This is a genomic window from Pseudomonas sp. NPDC089534, from assembly GCF_044749305.1.
GTDB lineage: Bacteria > Pseudomonadota > Gammaproteobacteria > Pseudomonadales > Pseudomonadaceae > Aquipseudomonas > Aquipseudomonas ekonensis.
In genome coordinates, this window is the sequence record NZ_JBIVHR010000103.1 from 1 (window position 1) to 18,757 (window position 18,757).

17 protein-coding genes are annotated in these 18,757 nt (G+C 66.2%); 11 read left to right on the forward strand and 6 right to left on the reverse strand.

The window, feature by feature from the left end; genetic code table 11:
• The first annotated feature begins 260 nt into the window (after positions 1-260).
• The 4 genes from ACIP0B_RS23975 to ACIP0B_RS23990 all read left to right on the forward strand — a co-directional run bounded on the left by ACIP0B_RS23975 (position 261) and on the right by ACIP0B_RS23990 (position 4,870).
• Entirely contained in the window at positions 261-1,466 is a 1,206-nt protein-coding gene (locus ACIP0B_RS23975) for an MFS transporter (RefSeq protein WP_400836598.1), read from the forward strand.
• Between the two features lie 346 nt (positions 1,467-1,812).
• Complete coding sequence (locus tag ACIP0B_RS23980; RefSeq protein ID WP_400836600.1) at positions 1,813-2,610, forward strand: endonuclease/exonuclease/phosphatase family protein; 798 nt, start codon at positions 1,813-1,815, stop codon at positions 2,608-2,610.
• Positions 2,607-3,890 carry a cardiolipin synthase ClsB gene (gene clsB, locus ACIP0B_RS23985; protein WP_400836602.1) on the forward strand — a complete coding sequence of 428 codons (1,284 nt, stop codon included), beginning with the start codon at positions 2,607-2,609 and terminating at the stop codon, positions 3,888-3,890. Before ACIP0B_RS23980 ends, clsB begins: the two co-directional genes overlap by 4 nt.
• Entirely contained in the window at positions 3,887-4,870 is a 984-nt protein-coding gene (locus ACIP0B_RS23990; protein WP_400836604.1) for a lysylphosphatidylglycerol synthase domain-containing protein, read from the forward strand. The genes clsB and ACIP0B_RS23990 overlap by 4 nt, the downstream gene beginning before the upstream one ends.
• 19 nt (positions 4,871-4,889) lie before the next feature.
• Here ACIP0B_RS23990 and ACIP0B_RS23995 read toward each other — a convergent pair whose 3' ends face one another.
• From ACIP0B_RS23995 to ACIP0B_RS24010, 4 genes are all read right to left on the reverse strand, one after another.
• Positions 4,890-5,648 carry an alpha/beta hydrolase family protein gene (locus ACIP0B_RS23995; RefSeq protein ID WP_400836606.1) on the reverse strand — a complete coding sequence of 253 codons (759 nt, stop codon included), beginning with the start codon at positions 5,646-5,648 and terminating at the stop codon, positions 4,890-4,892.
• The gene (locus tag ACIP0B_RS24000) at positions 5,611-6,747 is read right to left on the reverse strand and encodes a DUF3182 family protein (protein WP_400836608.1); all 1,137 of its coding nucleotides are present in this window, start codon (positions 6,745-6,747) and stop codon (positions 5,611-5,613) included. Before ACIP0B_RS24000 ends, ACIP0B_RS23995 begins: the two co-directional genes overlap by 38 nt.
• A gap of 175 nt (positions 6,748-6,922) precedes the next feature.
• Entirely contained in the window at positions 6,923-10,306 is a 3,384-nt protein-coding gene (locus tag ACIP0B_RS24005; RefSeq protein ID WP_400836610.1) for a hypothetical protein, read from the reverse strand.
• A gap of 42 nt (positions 10,307-10,348) precedes the next feature.
• Positions 10,349-11,344: a GlxA family transcriptional regulator gene (locus ACIP0B_RS24010; RefSeq protein WP_400836612.1), complete on the reverse strand. Its 996-nt coding sequence runs from the start codon at positions 11,342-11,344 to the stop codon at positions 10,349-10,351.
• A 101-nt stretch (positions 11,345-11,445) separates the two neighbouring features.
• Here ACIP0B_RS24010 and ACIP0B_RS24015 point away from each other — a divergent pair, with 101 nt between their 5' ends.
• The 7 genes from ACIP0B_RS24015 (at position 11,446) to ACIP0B_RS24045 (ending at position 16,699) form a co-directional block, all read left to right on the forward strand.
• On the forward strand, positions 11,446-12,000 hold the full coding sequence (locus ACIP0B_RS24015) for a cysteine hydrolase family protein (protein WP_217890387.1): 555 nt from the start codon (positions 11,446-11,448) through the stop codon (positions 11,998-12,000).
• Positions 12,001-12,153: 153 nt separating this feature from the next.
• Positions 12,154-12,822, forward strand: coding sequence for a YjfI family protein (locus ACIP0B_RS24020; protein ID WP_400836614.1), 669 nt, complete (start codon positions 12,154-12,156; stop codon positions 12,820-12,822).
• A 17-nt stretch (positions 12,823-12,839) separates the two neighbouring features.
• Positions 12,840-13,538 (forward strand): PspA/IM30 family protein, encoded by a 699-nt coding sequence (locus ACIP0B_RS24025; protein ID WP_085585831.1) that lies wholly within the window; start codon positions 12,840-12,842, stop codon positions 13,536-13,538.
• A 203-nt stretch (positions 13,539-13,741) separates the two neighbouring features.
• Positions 13,742-14,392 (forward strand): DUF2491 family protein, encoded by a 651-nt coding sequence (locus ACIP0B_RS24030; RefSeq protein WP_400836616.1) that lies wholly within the window; start codon positions 13,742-13,744, stop codon positions 14,390-14,392.
• A 14-nt stretch (positions 14,393-14,406) separates the two neighbouring features.
• A complete protein-coding gene (locus ACIP0B_RS24035; protein WP_400836618.1) occupies positions 14,407-14,832 on the forward strand; it encodes a DUF350 domain-containing protein in 426 nt (141 codons plus the stop codon).
• A gap of 17 nt (positions 14,833-14,849) precedes the next feature.
• Positions 14,850-15,539, forward strand: coding sequence for a DUF1190 domain-containing protein (locus tag ACIP0B_RS24040; RefSeq protein WP_400836620.1), 690 nt, complete (start codon positions 14,850-14,852; stop codon positions 15,537-15,539).
• Positions 15,540-15,541: 2 nt separating this feature from the next.
• Positions 15,542-16,699 (forward strand): glutathionylspermidine synthase family protein, encoded by a 1,158-nt coding sequence (locus ACIP0B_RS24045; RefSeq protein WP_400836622.1) that lies wholly within the window; start codon positions 15,542-15,544, stop codon positions 16,697-16,699.
• A gap of 215 nt (positions 16,700-16,914) precedes the next feature.
• Here the strand turns inward: ACIP0B_RS24045 and ACIP0B_RS24050 are convergent, their stop codons facing one another.
• Positions 16,915-17,439, reverse strand: a complete 525-nt coding sequence (locus ACIP0B_RS24050; RefSeq protein WP_400836624.1) for a single-stranded DNA-binding protein — start codon at positions 17,437-17,439, stop codon at positions 16,915-16,917.
• A 9-nt stretch (positions 17,440-17,448) separates the two neighbouring features.
• Positions 17,449-18,757, reverse strand: a 1,309-nt coding sequence (locus tag ACIP0B_RS24055) for an MFS transporter (protein ID WP_400836626.1), incomplete at its 5' end; no start/stop codon positions are given.

Sequence of the window (18,757 nt, forward strand, 5' to 3'; positions counted from 1 at the left end):
CAGCCACATGCCCAAGAGCTGATCCCGCACAGCCACATGCCCAAGAGCTGATCCCGCACAGCCACACGACCCAAGGCTGATCCCGCACAGATGGAGCCTCATGGGCACAGGTTGATCCAGCACCAATGGCAGCTCCTGGCCACAAGGGTTCGCCGGGATCTTTGCTTCGCCGACAAATATCAAATGCCCGCCCCTGTATTTTTCCGCCTGGCCGCAACCCCGACACTGCGCTCCATCCAATCCCCTACCGGAGTGCAGTCATGCCCATTGCCTTGCTCGCGCTGACGCTCAGCGCATTCGCCATCGGGACGACCGAGTTCGTCATCGTCGGCCTGCTTCCCACCATCGGCGCCGACCTGGGCGTCAGCCTGCCGTCCGCCGGGCTGCTGGTCAGCCTGTACGCGCTCGGGGTCGCCGTCGGCGCCCCAGTGCTCACCGCCCTCACCGGCAAAGTCCCGCGCAAGCTGTTGCTGTTGTCCTTGATGGTGCTGTTCACCCTCGGCAACCTGCTGGCCTGGCTGGCGCCGACCTACGAGTCGCTGGTGCTGGCGCGGATCGTCACCGGCCTGGCCCACGGGGTGTTCTTCTCCATCGGCTCGACCATCGCCACCAGCCTGGTGCCCAAGGAAAAGGCCGCCAGCGCAATCGCGGTGATGTTCACCGGCCTGACCGTGGCCCTGGTCACCGGGGTGCCGCTGGGCACGTTCATCGGCCAGCATTTCGGCTGGCGCGAGACCTTCCTCGCGGTGTCGGCGCTGGGCGTGGTCGCGTTCATCGGCAGCCTGCTGTATGTGCCCAAGTCCATCGCCCACAGCCAACCGGCGTCGCTGGTGCAGCAGTTGCAGGTGCTGAAGCAGCCGCGCCTGCTGCTGGTGTACGCCATGACCGCCGTCGGCTACGGCGGCTCGTTCATCGCCTTCACCTTTCTGGCGCCGATCCTTCAGGACATCTCCGGCTTCAGCGCCGGGGCGGTCAGCCTGGTGCTGCTGGTGTACGGCGTGTCCGTCGCGGCGGGCAACCTCTGGGGCGGCCGCCTGGCGGACCGACGCGGGCCGATCGGCGCCCTGAAGATCATCTTCGCCCTGCTCGCCGCCGTGCTGTTCGCCCTGACCTTCACCGCCGCCAACCCGTGGCTGGCGCTGGCCACCGTGCTGGTGTGGGGCGCCGTCGCCTTCGGCAACGTGCCGGGCCTGCAGGTGTACGTGGTGCGCCAGGCCGAGCACCACACGCCACGGGCGGTGGATGTGGCGTCGGGGCTGAACATCGCCGCGTTCAACCTGGGGATCGCCGGCGGGGCGTGGGGCGGCGGGCTGATCGTCGAACACCTGGGCCTGATCCACACCGCGTGGATCGGCGGCCTGGTGGTGCTGGCGGCCCTGGCGCTGACGGCGTGGAGCGGTCGGCTGGATCGACTGGGGCCGGTGCTGGCCGAGCCGACGGCGGGCCGCGTGGTCGTCGGGCACTGAGTTCTGTCGGTTGCGGTTTGCCAGCGATGACGGGCGGTCTGACACCTTGATGCCGGATCGGCCGCCGTCATCGCGGGCAAGTCGAGTCGTCGCACCGCCGCTCCCACAGGGGTTGTGTGGTTGCAACGGAACCTGTGGGAGCCAGCCTGCTGGCGATGGCGTCAGCGAAGGCACCACAAAGGCCAGGCCCCTTGCTCCCAAGGAAGCCCTACCGCCCGTAGCCCCGCCGAAACTTTCCCGCCCTGCCGCCAGTCATCCCCAGACAGGGCCTTGAAACGGCCTTCGGACGGGAGGACGGCATGGCGGCGATTCCAATCCAATACCCAAGAGATCGCGGGGTGCGGCCATGAGCACCCCCGAGCCGATCGGCGTCACCGACGAGCAGGCCACGGTGTCCGTCACCACGTGCCGGTTCACGGTGCTCACCGTCAACACCCACAAGGGGTTCACTGCGCTGAACCGGCGCTTCATCCTGCCGGAGCTGCGCGAGGCGGTGCGCAGCGTGTCCGCCGACGTGGTGTTTCTGCAGGAAGTCCACGGCACCCACGAACACCACCCCAAGCGCTTCGCCGACTGGCCGACCATGCCGCAGTACGAGTTCCTCGCCGACAGCCTGTGGCCGCAGTTCGCCTACGGGCGCAACGCGGTGTACCCGGAGGGCGACCACGGCAATGCGCTGCTGTCGAAATTCCAGATCGTGCGCCACGACAACCTCGACGTCTCGATCCGCGGCCATGAAAGCCGGGGGCTGCTGCATTGCGTGCTGCGCCTGCCGGGGGACGACCGCGAACTGCATGCGGTCTGCGTGCACCTGGGCCTACGCGAAAGCCACCGCCGCCGCCAGCTGAGGCTGCTCGCCGAACGCCTGGCCGAGCTGCCGGCCGATGCGCCGGTGATCGTCGCCGGCGACTTCAACGACTGGCGCCAGCAGGCCGATGCGCTGCTCGGCCCCTGCGGCCTGCACGAGGTGTTCGCCGCCCAGCACGGCAAGCCGGCGCGCAGCTTTCCCGCGCGCTTTCCGGCGCTGCGGCTCGACCGCATCTACGTGCGCAACCTCAAGGCCAGCCGGCCGAAAGTGCTGGCCAACCGGCCGTGGTCGCACCTGTCCGACCATGTGCCGCTGTCCGTGGAGATCGAAACATGAGCAGCGCGCCGCTGGAGAAATCCGCGCTTGCGTCCCTGCCCGCCGCGCCGGTGCGCGAACCCGGCGCCGTCGAGGTCGACTACGGCTGGCAGGGCAGCAACCGGGTCGAGTTGCTGGTGAACGGCGAAGCCTTTTTCCCCCGGGTGTTCGCTGCGTTGCGCGGGGCGCAGAGCGAAATCCTGCTGGAGACGTTCATCGTGTTCGAGGACAAGGTCGGCCTTGAGCTGCAGCAGATCCTGATCGACGCCGCCCGGCGCGGCGTGCGCACCACCGTCAATTTCGACGGGTTCGGCTGCGGCGAGTTGAGCGCCGGCTATCTCGCGGCGCTGAGCGAGGCCGGCGTGCACCTGCAGATCTTCGACCCGGCGCCCAAGCGCCTGGGGATCCGCACCAACTGGTTCCGGCGCCTGCACCGCAAGATCGTGGTGGTCGACGGCCAAGTGGCGTTCATGGGCGGGATCAACTTCTCCGGCGACCACCTGGCGGACTTCGGCCCCGAGGCCAAGCAGGACTACTCGGTGCAGATCCAGGGGCCGGCGGTGGCCGACATCCACCACTTCGCCCTGCTGCAGAGCGGCCGTCCGGGCCGGGCGCGGTTCTGGTGGCTGCGACGCCGCGACCGTCGGGCGCAGCTGGCGCTGGACGGGCACGACGGCCAAGTGCGCCTGGTGTTCCGCGACAACGACCGGCACCCGCGCGACATCGAAGACGTGTACCTGCAAGCGCTGCGCAGCGCCCGGCGCCGGGTGGTGATCGCCAACGCGTACTTCTTCCCCGGCTACCGCCTGCTGCGCGAGATCCGCAACGCAGCCCGGCGCGGCGTCGAGGTGCGGCTGATCCTCCAGGGCCAGCCGGACATGCAGGTGGCCAAGCTCGCCGCACGCCTGACCTACGACTACCTGCTGCGGGCTGGGGTGCAGATCCACGAGTACTGCGAGCGCCCGCTGCACGGCAAGGTGGCGCTGGCGGACGAGGACTGGAGCACCGTCGGTTCGAGCAACCTCGACCCGTTGAGCCTGTCGCTGAACCTGGAGGCCAACGTGCTGATCCGCGACCGCACGTTCAACCGCGAACTGCATGAGCATCTGGAACAGCTCAGCCGCGACCATTGCCGGGCGGTCGATCCGGGCAGCGTGCCGCGCGGGCGGCTCTGGCGCATGACCGTGGGCTTGCTGGTGTTTCACTTCCTGCGCCACTTCCCGGCCATGGCCGGTTGGCTGCCGGCGCACAAGCCCAGGTTGGCGCCGTTCACCCGCACCCCAGGCAGCGAAACCCGATGAGCCGCCTGAATGCCGAAGCGGCGCATCCGGCAACGCAGTCCCGCTCCCGCTGGCACCGCTGGAAGCGCCCGCTGACGCTGCTGTTCTTCCTGGCGCTGATCGCGCTGCTGACGATGTTCGCCAGCCGCATCGAATGGGCCGAGGTGCTGCAGACCCTGGCCGACTTCAAGGCCCCCACGCTGCTCATCGCCTCCGGCCTGACGCTGCTGAGCTTTCTGGTGTACGCCAGTTTCGACCTGATCGGCCGCACCTACATCCGCCAGGACCTGACCTGGAAACAGATCCTGCCGGTGGGCCTGATCAGCTACGCCTTCAACCTCAACCTCAGCGCCTGGGTCGGCGGCATCGCCATGCGCTACCGGCTGTACTCGCGGCTGGGCGTCAGCAAGGGCAACATCGCCAAGATCCTCGGCCTGAGCCTGGCCACCAACTGGTTCGGCTACATGACCATCGCCGGCGTCGTGTTCAGCAGCGGCCTGGTGAGCATGCCGCCGGGCTGGAAACTGAGCAGCGATGCGCTGCAAGGGGTGGGCGCGCTGCTGTTGCTGGCCAGCGCCGGCTACCTGGCGGCGTGCCGGTTCTCCCGGCGGCGGGAGTGGTCGGTGCGGGGCGTGGAAATCAACTTGCCGTCGCTGCGCATGGCGGTGCTGCAACTGCTGCTGGGTGCCTTCAACTGGTCGCTGATGGCGGCGGTGATCTTCACCCTGCTGCCGGGCAAGCTCGACTATCCGCTGGTGCTGGGGGTGCTGCTGATCAGCGCGATCGCCGGGGTCGTCACCCACATTCCGGCGGGCCTCGGCGTGCTGGAGGCGGTGTTCGTCGCGTTGCTTCAGCACGAGGCGTCGCGGGGCAGCCTGGTGGCGGGGCTGCTGGCGTACCGGGCGATCTATTTCCTGCTGCCGCTGCTGATCACGGTGCTGATGTACCTGGTGGTCGAGGCCAAGGCCAAGGCGCTGCGGATCGAGAGAAAGGCCTCCTGAGGGCGGTATGGAGCCCGGCTCAGCGGGACTGGATGATGCTCAACCGCTCCCCCACGACCATTTCGGTGATCCAGTCGACCAGGATCGAGGTGTAGGCCTGCTGCGAGACCGGGTCGCTCAGCCCGTGGTCGGCGCCGTCGATGATGCGGTGGGTCAGCGAATGGGTCTGCTGGCACGCGGCGCGGTAACTCATGATCGTGGCATGGGGCACGTAGTCGTCGGTCTCGGACTGCACCAGCAGCACATCCCCGGTGAATTGCGAACAGGCGTGCAGCGCACGGTTGCTGCCGGACGGCACCCACGTGGCGCGGTAGTCGCGCAGGTCGGCCTTGTCCAGGTCGCGCTTGGGCGTATGCCACTGCTCGTCGCGGTACAGCGCCGGCACCCGCAGCGCCAGCCAGCGCACCGGGCGCAGCGAGGTGAGGATCGCCGCCAGGTAGCCGCCGTAACTGGTGCCGACCACGGCGATGGCCGAGGTGTCGAGCGCCGGGTGGGCCAGCAGGCGGTCGTAGGCCGCCAGCAAGTCGCGCAAGTTGTCTTCGCGGGTGACCCGGCTCAAGGGGATGCCGGTGCCGCCGGTGTGGCCGCGCAGGTCGAAGGTCAGGCACACGCAACCCAGCCCCGCGATGCCCTTGGCCCGTTCCAGGTCGCGCTCCTGGCTGCCGCCCCAGCCGTGCACGAACAGCACGCCGGGCACCTTGGACTTGGGACTGAGGAACGTCCCGCTCATCTGTTCGCCGTCAATGTCGATGTGAATGCTTTCGCTTCTGGCCGTCATAGGCGTTGACCGTCACGTATTTGAGGAGGAAACCGCTGTGCTCCGCCGGGCCCCGGTAGACCTCGACGGCGTCCGCCGGCAGGGCCCGGTCGGTGTAGGTTTCCACGGATGAGACATGAACCGCCGGCATCTGCGGGTCGTTGACGAAGCACTGCAGCGCCGCCACCTCGGCGCTGCTCGCGCCGCCCATGCGCCAGGACTGTTCCAGCACGCCGCTGCGCGGTTGGCCGGCGCTGTCCAGGCCCTGGGCGATGTCGTAGTTGCGCCGCGAGGCGTAGAAGCGCGGATAGGCCTCATCGGCGGCGCGGTCGAACACCTGGGCCTGACCGATGGCCAACCGCACGTCGTCCGCAAGCTCCAGCGCCAGCAGGGCCTCGTAGCCGCCGCGCACCGCCAGCAGGTTCGAGCCGCCGTAGACGGCTTCGCCTTTCGCGTCTTCGGTCAAGTATTGATCGCCGCAGTAACTGAGCACCGTATCGCCGATGAACGACTGGCCGACGCTGTGGGTGACCACACCGCTCAAGTCCTGCTCCAGCACCACGCCGTCACTGAACAGTGCGGCGGCGTCCGGCCGGGCGAGGACTTCGTCGAACGCCTCAAGGCTGGCGATCACCTCCTGACCCCGGCCGGCGCAGGCGTGGATCGGCTTGAGGCGGATCGGCCCGCCGTCCAGCAGGTGCTCGGCGGCTGGCCGCGCATCGTCGAGGGCGAACACGCTCAGGCCGTCGAGCACGACCGTGCGCACCCGCTCGGAAAACAGCGGCGACCACCCCGCCGGCGCACGGGCCTGATGGCTGCGCAATCCGTGGCTGATGGCCTTGGTGCAGATGAAATCGTGCTCGACGTAACCGCCCCACAAGTCGTCCGGGCCATGAATGCCCAGGTTCCGGGCCGCGTCAGGGCCGACGACGGTCTGGGTCGGCAGCAGGTAAAGGTCGCGGCCACGGTGCCTGGCCGGATCGAAGGCGCCGCCGAACTTCAGCCCGAGTATCTGCGCCAGCCAACGGGCCAGCGCAGCGTTGGTCTGCACCTCATGCTGCGGCGCGTCGGGCCGCACCGAGTGGGCGACCACCAGTTTCCTGCGGGCTGTCGGGGTCATGGGCTCCCCTACCGGCGGATCGATGGATTCAGTCGGAAGCGGTGCAGGGATCAGGCCAGGTGCCGCCCTCGAAAAAAACCAACGGATTCAGGCGCCTGCCCAATGGCTGATGGCGCTGCGCCTGTCTCATTTTGCACGACCCGCCGAAAGTGCCCGGCATTCTGCACGAAGGGGGTCACTCCGCCGTTTCGGCCCGCAGGAGAGATCGGGCAGCAGCCACGACCTCTTCGATCCGCTGAGCTTCCGCCCCCCTGAACCCTGCCAGCATGACCGTATCCTCGCTGGGCACGCCGGCATCTTTGCTCATCATCCGGGAGAGCCACCGCGGCGCATCGGGGTGAGCGATCTGATCGGACAGCAGTTTCACCTGCAACAGTACGAGGTTCTCGGGATCCGTCTCCCGTTCGACCAGCGCTTCGATCATTCGGGTACGCAACCGCTGCCCCTCGATGCCTGGCGTATCCGAGTCTTTTCCGGTGCAGGCGTAAATGATCTTTCGCCGCGCATCCACGTCTTCCGAGGACAGGACTCGCTCAGCGAGCTCAAACACGCCGGGCCATGTCGCGTCGTGATCGATCGCTTCGCGAATGTAGCTCTCAAGGATCAGCGCCACCGGGTTCGCGGCCTCGGGCAACCGCTCAAGCACTTGCGTGAAAAGCGGCGCCAGCACGGCGAAACGGGCACCGATCTGTTCAGGCCTGACCAGCCCGTAATGAAACCCGCTCAATGCCTTCACCTTAGTTTCGCGCTGCAGCACCCGCTCGAACACACGCTCGGCGAATGCCTGGAACTGCGCGCCCGAATAGCTCAGGCACACGGCCACATCGACATCAGCCAAATCCGGCGCGTTGATCAGTTCCCGCACCGACGCCGCATCGCCCCCTCGCGCCAGCATGCGCAGACAGGTGCTGCGCAGCTCGGGATCGTCCGTTCCTTCCATCAACCCCGATGCGGCCTGCGTGATGGCCGGGGAGACCGGCAGTGCGGACAGGCCCCGGGCCAGCGCCTGCTTGTGCCTCAACCCAAACAGGGCCGAAGCCTGCACTTGCGCCATCAGGTCGAGCACTTTCCCGGCATATTCCCTGGCGAGCATTTCCATCATGTCCGCGCTTTCCTTGCCCTCTGACTGCGTCAAAGCCTGGAGCGCCGCCCAGGTGCAGGTCTCGGCGCCGAGAAAGAACAACCCCTGGGCGAGGTGCCCAAGGTTGGCCTCGTTGCAATCCCTGAAGGCCGCCTCCGAGTCGAAGCGCTCAATCAGAAAGCGCCAGGCATCGGACTGCGGTTCCCGCACAGCGGCCAGCATCCGCTTGCGCCAAGACGTCACATGGAAGTTCGGCTCCCGGTCAATCCGTCTCCAATGCCTTTGACGCCAATCGTATCCCGACTCCGTCGTCGCCAGCGTCCAGAGCAGGCGAACCCGTTGCTCGGCTGTCCAGCGTCCCGACGCCATCAGGTCGAGCAGCGCGCTACCGGATTCGAACAGCAACGAGATGGCGTTGCCCGGGTAGCCCTTCCCCAATCGCGCCGCCAAGGGCTCCAGCGAACCCCAGTCAGGCAATGCCTCGAAGGTCGAACAGGCCAGGCTGCGGGCGATCCCCATCCGCGCCTGCCCCGCCTGCTCGACCAGGTGCGCCAACTGCACCTTGGCCTGTCCTGCGTCACGGCGTGCCAGATCGGCCAAGGCAAAACGCAAGGCGCCCACCTTCAGGGGAAAAGCCTTGATCAGCCCCAACTCGGCAATGGATTTCGCCACATCCAGATGGTGCCCCTGCAGACGCTCCGACACCTGGTCCGGTTCGATACGGAGCACGTCTTCGGCCTGGACAATCAAATTGATGCGCCTGAGCGCCTCATAGGCCGACTCGTCGAAACCTGGGACATCGAACGCTTCGCCCCCGGTCAGCACCCCTTGTTCCGAGTGCGCCAGGGCGCGCGCGAAGCGCCCGACGAACCGCTCCAACCGTTCGTTGAGCAGGTCATGCTCATTGATCGCCTGGCCCAGGCGGTGCCGGATGAAGCCATCGACGATCTGCGTTTCCTCCAGCTCGACGTCGCTCCGCGCACGGATCTGCGCACAGAACGACATCATGCTCGGGTGCCGGTAGCGCGCCAGCCCGACATCGCCCAGAAGCTTGGCGGCGGCAAGCGCTTCCTCCTCGGTGAAATCCTTGAGCAGGATTTGCCGACTGTCCTTCTGCGGTTGATACACCCGTTCAGAAAGCTCAAGCGGAGCCTTCAGGCGCTCCATGGTTTCCGGACGGCCGGTCAGCACCAGTTGCAGCCGCGATTGCGTCAGTTGCGCCAGACTGGCATCCACCCAGCGATGCAGATGCCCGCTGAACGAAGGCGCCCGGTCCAGGCCATCGATGATCACCAGCAGCGGCGTGTGCTTGAGCCACTGCGACAGCTCGGGCGCTTGCAGCGGGTAGCCGCCGTGCTCTTGGACATACCGGCCGATGAGCCGGCTCAGGCTGTCGTTCAGGCTCGCATCGCCGACCTCCAGGCTTTCCGCCGCGATCAGCAGGGTCGGCCGATCCGTCACGGATCGGCCGCGTTGTGCGCACCAGGACGTTTTCCCCTGGCCCGAACCGCCCACGATCACCATCAAGGATTTGGACGCCGCCAAGAACCGCTCCAGGTGCCTGTCCAGATCCACACGCGGCACGTAGAGATCTGGCGTGAACTTCCCGAGCGCCATCAACTGATAGACCCGCTGCTCGGTCATGCCCCGGAGTATGTCTTCGAGCCGCACCTGCATCCCGGCCAACGACAACCGGTGATGGGACACATCGATGCGCTCGCGCCGAAGGATGTTCCACAGTCCCGGACGGTCCACGGACTTGCGGTTTCTTGCCATGTCGAGGCAGGTGACATTCAACAGGGTCCACGTCTGCGAAGCCTGCTGCGGATCGACGACCTGACGCAGTTTCTCTATCGCGTGATGCGGTGCCGGATCCTGGAGCGTGTCGAAGACCGTCAGGTGGGTGCAGCCCAGAAACCCGCGAAAGCCGTCCTCGATGTCCGCATCCGTCTTTTTCAGTCTTTTCGACTCATCGACGAAGCAGGTTCGCAGCCGCTTGAATGCCTCGTCCGTGGCCTTGCTGGTCACGCACCCTTCAAGCTTTGCGTCGCCGGCCAGGTCGCGGCACGAGCTCAACACTTGCGGCACGGTCACCCGTACCGGGCCCGACGCGGAAGAGTCCGTCGCGATGACCAGGCGATCTTCGGTGCGGGAAAACCCGGCGCTCCAGAACTGCCGGACCATCTGATCCATCGCCTTTTTGAACTCAGCCCCCATCGCCAAGCCGTGCTTGACCTGAATGTAGACCGAGCCTTCGGGCAGCAGCCGCAGCACCAGGTCGTCAACCTGCGTGGAGCTCTCGCAGGTGATCGAGACAATGCTGTGCCGGTCGCTCAGCTTCCAGGGCAACGACGCCGCACTGCCCAGCAGCATCTCGACGGCGCACCATGCCCCGACCGAGCCGGCATAGACCGCCCCGCCGGTGCTCGCGGCGCCGCCGGCGGCCCCTTGTGGATTGCTGTCGGGGGAATCGTTCATGAACATCCTTGTTGGTATCGCCTGAGTCGGGGCCGATGGCCGTCAAGCGCGGCCCGGTGATGGCGGCATGCTACCAAATCTCTTCCGGTAATCGCTCGGCGCCAGCCCGGTGATCTTCTTGAACGTGGCGCGGAACGCGCCGGGATCCTGATACCCCACCGTCCACGCGATATGGTCGATGGTGCCGTTGGTGAACTCGAGCAGCTCCCGGGCCTTGCCGACCCGCAGGTGCTGGCAGTACTCGGTGGGTTTCAGGCCGGTGGCCGCACGGAAGCGGCGCAGGAAGGTGCGCTCCTCCAGGGCGGCGCGCTCGGCCATGCCCGCGAGCGACACGTCGGTCGCGCCGGTGCCTTGCAGCCAGTGCTGCACCTTGAGGATCGCTGCGTCGCCATGGTTGAGGATCGGCGCGAAGTTGCTGCCGCATTCGCTGGCGCTGTCGCTGTGCTCCACCACCAGGAACCGCGCGGTGGCGCTGGCGACGCTCGGTCCCAGCAGCCGGTCGACCAGCCGCAGTCCCAGCTCCGACCAGGCCATCAGCCCGGCGGTGGTGATCAGGTCGCCGTCATCGACGATCGGCGTGTCGGCCTTGAGCTCGATGGCCGGGTAGCGTTCGGCGAAGGCCTTGGCCGCCGTCCAGTGGGCGGTGGCGCGGCGCCCGTCGAGCAAGCCGCTTTCGGCCATCAGCCAGGAGCCCACGCAGACGCCGCCAAGCGTCGCGCCAGCGGCGTGTTGCTGGCGCAGCCAGGGCATCAGCCCGGCCGGCACCGCTGCGGCATCGAAGCCGCCGATGGAGGGTGGGACCGTCACCGCCACCAGCCCGGCATCCGGCCCGGGACAGCTGTCGTAGACCCGCGCCGGCGCACGTCCGTCCTCCGCCCGCCAATGGCTGACCCGCAGCCGCGGGCGCTGCACGGCCTGATGCTCGGCGGCGATGGCGTCGGCCACCGCGAACAGGTCGGTCAGGCCATGCACCGCCGCCATCTGCGCGCCGGGATAGATCAGCACCCCCAGCTCGACGACGGCCCTTTCTGCGCCCATTGTCAGTTTTCCCCTGTGTAATGTCGGTGCGGCCAATCCTCGAAACGCGTTCCGTCGCCAATACTGAACCCACTGACACGCCAACCCTCGAGGACACACCCATGGCCAAGCAAGCGCTCATCCTAGTCGATATCCAGAACGACTACTTCCCCCAAGGCAAATGGACGCTGACCGGCGCCGACGCCGCCGCCGACAACGCCGCCCGGCTGCTCGCCACGTTCCGCGAGACGGGCGACGCGGTGATCCACATCCGCCACGAATTCACCTCCGCCGACGCGCCGTTCTTCACCCCCGGCTCCGACGGCGCCAAGCTGCACCCCAAAGTGCTCAACCGCGCCGGCGAACCGGTGGTGCTCAAGCACTTCGTCAATTCCTTCCGCGACACCGAACTGCAGGCGCTGCTCGACGGGCAAGGCATCAAGGAGCTGGTGGTGGTCGGCAGCATGAGCCACATGTGCATCGACGGCATCACCCGGGCCGCCGCGGACCTGGGCTACGGCGTCACGGTGATCCACGACGCCTGCGCCACCCGCGACCTGGAGTTCAACGGCCTCACCGTGCCGGCCGCCCACGTCCATGCCGCCTTCATGGCGTCGCTGGCCTTTGCCTACGCCACCGTGGTGTCCACCGCCGAGTTCCTGTCGGCCAGCCGCTGACCGCTGTTTGAAACAACCGGAAAAACCTTGGCCCGCCCTGTTGCGGGCCTTCTTTCGTGCAGCGGAAAAAATCTCACGCGTGAGCCATTGATGGCACTTTGGATTGGCTGTAGTGTGGCTCACGCGTGAGATGTTCATAACGGAGTCATCGCCATGAAAAGCCGCTCCCCCGATGCGGAACCGAAAAGCCCGAAGGGAGTGCGCTCGACACCGTCTGCGAAAAAACCGTCGAGCTTCTACATGAAGCAGATGCGCGCGGGCCTGGCGGCCGCCGGTTATGTGAAACACGAAGCTTGGGTGCTTCCGGAGAACCGGGGCGTGCTCAAGCAAATGGAGCAACAGCTACGCCAACCGATTCTGGCTGGCTCATTCATGTCGGAGAATTACATGAGCGCAGGCAACAACTGGAACATCGATAGCCTCTACACCGCCTTCAAGGCGCTGGACGAGGTCGCTTCGCAGGAGATCACGCTGTCTCTGATCCAGAGCTCCGAACCCAGCCTCAAGCTGGAGATGAACGAATTCGGCGGCCTGCCGATTCACATCGCCATCGCCGGTGCGCAGATCATCGTCGACACCGTGCTGGTGGACATCGACTCGATCACCGACGTGCGCGCCTTCAACGACGCCGTGCTGCGCAGCCGGGAAATGTTCCCGCTGTCGTCCATCGGCATCGAGTCCATGCCCAACGGCCAGACCGTCTACAACATGTTCGGCGCCCTCAGCGCCGAGTCGAGCCTGACCAACGTGGTCACCGAGGTGAAGACCCTGGTCGACAACGTGCAGCGCGCCAGCGAAGCCTTCGCGCATTTCTTCAAGTAACCAACAGGGAAAATCCAATGACTCAGTCCATCTGGAGCAAGTTGTTCACCGCACTGCGCGGCGGCGCCAACGAAGTCGGCGAAGCGATCGTCGACCAGCAGGCCCTGCGCATCCTCGATCAGGAAATCCGCGATGCCGACAGCGCCCTGTCCAACGCCCGCCGCGAACTGGTCACCATCATGGCCAAGCACAAGCTGTCCGCCGACCGCGTGAGCGAGTACGACGCCAAGATCAAGGACCTGGAAGCCAAGGCCGTGTCGGCCCTGAACGCCGGCCGCGAAGACCTGGCGCTGGAAGTGGCCGAAGCGATCTCGACCCTGACCAACGACCTCGACGCCGAGAAAAAGCAAAGCGACGAGTTCGGCACCTACGCCGAGAACATGCGCAAGGACATCAACAAGGCCGAAGCGCGGATCAAGAGCCTGCGCCAGCAAGTGGACATGGCCAAGGCCCGCGAAAGCGTGCAGAAGGCCCAGGTCAGCGCGTCCATCGCCAGCGGCGGCGCCAACGGCAAGCTGGAGACCGCCGTCGGCACCCTGAACCGCCTGCAGGCCAAGCAGCAGCAGCGCGCCGCCGAGCTGAGCGCCGCGGACGAACTGGCCGATGCCTCGACCGGCAACGACCTGGACCGCAAGCTGCGCGAAGCCGGCATCACGCCGAACGAAGGCAGCGCCAACGCGATCCTTGAGCGCCTGAAGCAGAAGTCGGCCCAGTAAACCGGCTGCATCACCTGTGGGAGCTGGCTTGCTCCCACAGTGTTGCGCAAGGCCCGGACCTGCCTCCCGGCAAGGGCGCCGGCGGGCCTTCGCATCAATCAGTCCCGCATCGGCAAATCCCTCTGCTCGTTCAGCCCGCAGCCCGGTACACTAGCCGCGTTTTTCGCTGACGATCACCTCCACCCGCCTCAAGGACAGTACCCATGGGATGGTTCAAAGACTTGCTGGGCACCAGCAACTGGCAGACGGCACCGCAAACGTCCGGACAGCCAGACGGCCCGCTCGGCTTGGCGCAGGGCAAGGCAATCCGTTTCGACTCGACCCTGGGTCTCCTGCTCGACGGCAGTTCGTCGGTGCGGGTGCCCGACGCCCAGGCGATCTGGAGCGCCGGCTGGATCGACCTCGGCCAGTCGAACAAACTGCACCGCTATTACCTGGACAACGAAGATTTCTGGCTGCAGGTCCACGTGACCGGCGACGACCAGATCGAATCGGTGACGCTGTTCAACTACGTCGACTACGTGACCGTCAACAGCGACGCGGAACTGCAGCGCCTGGCCGGCGCCGAAAGCCCCGTCGGCCTGCCGACCTACTCCCTCAACGGCGTGTCGTTCAGCCGCGAGTGGGGCACCGAACGCGGCCAGACCGAGCTGGTGCCGCTGACCGAGCATGTCGCCAACCCGGACGAAACCTACACCATCGAACACCACTCGATGCTCTACGCCCGGGAAACCGGCCTGACCGAGCGTCGCGAACTGCTGCTGTTCTCCGTCGAACAGGACGAAGAAGGCACCGTCAGCCTGAGCACCTCGCTGGGCATCTCGCTGTACACCACCGACCTGAGCACCGTTTAAAAAGGAAGTTTGCCATGCTGGAAGCGCTGTCCGTTTCCCTGAACAAGACCGCACTGGTCGGTTTCGTCGTCTACCTGATCGGCGCCGTGCTGCTGTTCATGCTGTTTCAGTTCGTCTACACCCGCATCACCCCGCACAAGGAATTCGAGCTGATCCGCAACGGCAACAGCGCCGCGGCCATCGCCCTGTCCGGCGCGATCATCGGTTTCGCCATCCCGGCCAGCAACGTCATCGCCTACTCGGTCAGCCTCCTCGACTTCGTCCTCTGGGCGGTGATCGCCGCGGCGGTGCAACTGCTGGCGTTCCTGGCCACCGGCCTGGTGCTCAAGGGCACGTCCCAGCGCATCGCCAACGGCGAAATCGCCTCCGGCATCTATGTCGCCGCCGTGGCGATCAGCGTGGGCATGCTCAACGCTGCGTGCATGACACCGTCCAACTGACCGGCAGGGAGCCTGTGATGAAACGAAGCAAGTACGTTCAGCTGTCCCTGGCCGCCTCGGTGGCGCTGGCCATCTCCGGCCAGGCAGGCGCGGTGGAGCAACCGCGCAGCTTCCAGAGCGTGGAACAGTGCGTGGATGCCGACGTGGCGGCGGATGTCTGCTCGGACGCCTATGTCGCGGCCCTGGCCGAACACCGGCGCATCGCCCCGGCCTACGACGACAAGGCGGCCTGCGACGCAGACTTTGCCGCCGACTGGTGTCAGAAGAATTCCGCCGGCCGGTTCGTGCCGAAGCTGGGCGGCTTCAAGCTGCCGCGCAACGGCGAAGCGGCGCAGGACCTGGATGCGATCGCCGATGCGCCGATGCCGGCCGGCGAAGCCCAGGCCGCCCAAACGACCCATACCACCCACTCCTCCGGCGGTTCGGGCAACGGTTTCCTCACCGGCCTGCTGATCGGCAATGCCCTGAGCAACAGCCGTTCGACCTACAACCCGCAGCCGGTCTACCGCGAACGCAACACGCGCCAGACCTACGACACCTCGACGCTGAACCGGCGGATCGAATCGGCGCCGGCCAGAAGCCGGCAGGACTACGACAGCGACTACCGCAAACCGGTCAACGTGGCCTCGGCCACCTCCCGCGGCGGCTTCGGCAGCCAGTCCAGCGCCCGCAGCGGCTGGGGCGGCTGGGGTCGCTCGAGCAGCTGACCATGGAAAAGATCCCCTGCGCCGAGCGCCCCGACTGGAAACAGACGGCCGAAAGCCTCGGCTTCCTGTTCCACACCATCGACGACGAGCCCTACTGGGACGAAAGCGCGTACTACCGGTTCACGCTGGCGCAGATCGAAAACGATCTTGAGGACCCGACCACCGAGCTGCACGAAATGTGCATGGACCTGGTCGACCGGGTGGTGCACAGCGAAGAGCTGCTGGATCGCCTGAGCATCCCTGCGCCGTACTACGACATGATCCGCACGTCCTGGCTGGAAGGTCATCCGCATCTGTACGGGCGCATGGACTTCTCCTACAGCGGCAACGGCCCGGCGAAACTGCTGGAACTCAACTACGACACGCCCACCAGCCTTTACGAAGCGGCGGCGTTCCAGTGGGGCTGGCTGGAGCAATGCATCGAGCGCGGGACGCTGCCGGCGCATGCCGACCAGTTCAACAGCATCGACACCCGGCTCCACCAGGCCTTTGCCCATCTGCAGCTGAAGCGGCCGTTCTATTTCGCGTCGATGAAAGGCTCGGTCGAGGACAAGGGCACCACGGACTACCTGCGCCTGATCGCGGAAAAGGTCGGCATCGAATCGCGCCACATCGACATCGAAGACATCGGCCTGAGCGCCGACGGCCGTTTCGTCGACCTGGAAGACCGCTGGATTCCCCACCTGTTCAAGCTGCACGCCTGGGAGTTCATCTTCCACGAACCGTTCGGCGCGGCGATCGCCCAGTGCGACACGCAGTTCTTCGAACCGGCGTGGAAGGCCATCCTCTCCAACAAGGGCGTCTTGCCGTTGCTGTGGGAAATGCACAAGGGCCATCCGAACCTGCTGGCCGCCCATCTCGACCCGAACCCGGCCGGCGCGGTGCCCAAGGGCTGGGTGCGCAAGCCGTACTTCTCCCGGGAAGGCGCCAACATCGAACTGCAGACCGCTGAAGGCCTGATCGTCAAAGAGGACGGGCCCTACACCGATGCGCCGTTCATCCTGCAGGAGTTCGCGCCCTTGCCGAAGTTCGGCGACAGCTACACGCTGATCGGCTCCTGGGTGATCGGCGACCAGGCGGCCGGGATCGGCGTAAGGGAAGACAATAGCCTGATCACCAAGGATTCGAGCCGGTTCCTGCCGCACCTGATCCTCGACTGAAATGCCCGGCCATGCGGCGTTCTCACTGGCGCCATCGCCAGCAGGCTGGCTCCCACAGGGTTTCGGGGTGAATGCACGATCTGCGTTCACCGCAAAACGGTGTGGGAGCCAGCCCGCTGGCGATGGCGGCGGCCAAGGCACCGTATACCGCCAATGAAAAAGGCCCGTCGTGTTCAACGACGGGCCTTTGCGTTCAGCGCAGATGCGGCAGCGAATCAGAACGGAATGTCGTCATCGAAGCTGTCGAAGTCCGGAGCCGGCTGCGGTGCGGCCTGCTGCGGCGCCGGACGCTGCTGCGGAGCCGACTGCTGCGGACGCGGAGCCTGCTGGCGCGGGGCCGACTGCTGGTAGTTGTTGCCGCCGCCCTGCTGGTAGTTGTTCTGGTCGCCCTGTTGCGGACGGCCGCCCAGCAGCTGCATGGTGCCCTGCATGTCGACGATGATTTCGGTGGTGTAACGCTTGATGCCGTCCTTTTCCCACTCGCGGGTCTGCAGCTTGCCTTCGATGTAGACCTGCGAACCCTTGCGCAGGTACTCGCCGGCGATCTCGGCGACCTTGCCGAACATCGACACGCGGTGCCACTCGGTCTTCTCGACCTTCTGGCCGGTCTGCTTGTCGGTCCACTGCTCGCTGGTCGCCAGACTCAGGTTGGTCACGGCGTTACCGTTGGGCAGGTAGCGTACTTCGGGATCCTGGCCGCAAGTGCCGACCAAGATGACTTTGTTAACCCCACGGGCCATAACGTTCTCCTAGGCTTCGCAAGCCGCCTCGGCCGGGTTGTTCACCAGGCGTTCGAGGGTGGTGCGATCCACTAATTCTTTATCCAGTTTGATGTAGACCGCCGCTTCGTCGGCGACGATCACTGCATCTGTTACCCCTACGAGGGCCTTGATACGCTCGACCAGACCCGCTTCGCGGATCGCCTCGGGCGACAACGGCAAGCGCAGGCTCGTCACGTAGGGTGGTTCGCGCATGGTAACAGCAAAGGCCAGCCAAAGTGCAGCGAGCCCGGCACATCCGAGGAAGACAACCGACAGACCGCCATGCTGGAACAGCCAACCGCCAAGGATCCCGCCCAGTGCCGAACCGAGGAATTGGCTGGTGGAGTACACGCCCATGGCCGTGCCCTTCCCGCCCGCCGGCGACACTTTGCTGATCAGCGACGGCAAGGACGCCTCCAGCAGGTTGAACGCGGTGAAGAACACCACCGTGCCGATCACCAGGGCCCGCAGGCTGTCGCCGAACTGCCAGAAGAATAGCTCAGTGAGCATCAGCGTCATCACGGCGCCGAGCAAAACTCGTTTCATTTTGCGTCGCTTCTCGCCATAGATGATGAACGGGATCATGGCGAAGAAGGAGATCAGCAGCGCGGTGAGGTAGACCCACCAGTGCTGCTCCTTGGGCAGCCCGGCCCTTTCCACCAGGGCCAGGGGCAAGGCGACGAAGCTCGACATCAGCATCGCGTGCAGCACGAAAATGCCCAGGTCCAGGCGCAGCAGGTCCGGGTGCTTGAGCGTCGGCAGCAGCGCCTGGCGGGCCACGCCGGACTCGCGGTGGGTCAGCGGCCCGGTGGAGCGCGGCACCATGAACAGGATGATCGCGATGCCGACCAGCGCCATCGCGCCGGTGGCCAGGAACAGGCCGGACAGGCCGAACGCGCGGGTCAGCAGCGGCCCGACCACCATGGCCACGGCAAACGACAGGCCGATGGTCATGCCGATCATGGCCATCGCCTTGGTGCGGTGCTGTTCGCGGGTCAGGTCGGAGAGCAGCGCCATGACCGCGGCGGAGATCGCCCCGGCGCCCTGCAGGATCCGTCCGGCGATCACGCCCCAGATCGAGTCGGCCTGGGCGGCCAGCACGCTGCCGAGGGCGAAGACCACCAGCCCCAGGTAAATCACCGGCCGGCGGCCGATGCGGTCGGAAATGATTCCGAACGGGATCTGGAAAATCGCCTGGGTCAGGCCGTAGGCGCCGATCGCCAAGCCGATCAGGGCCGGGGTCGCGCCCGCCTTTTGCTTGAGCAGGTCGACGATCGCCTGGGTCTCGATGCGCAGT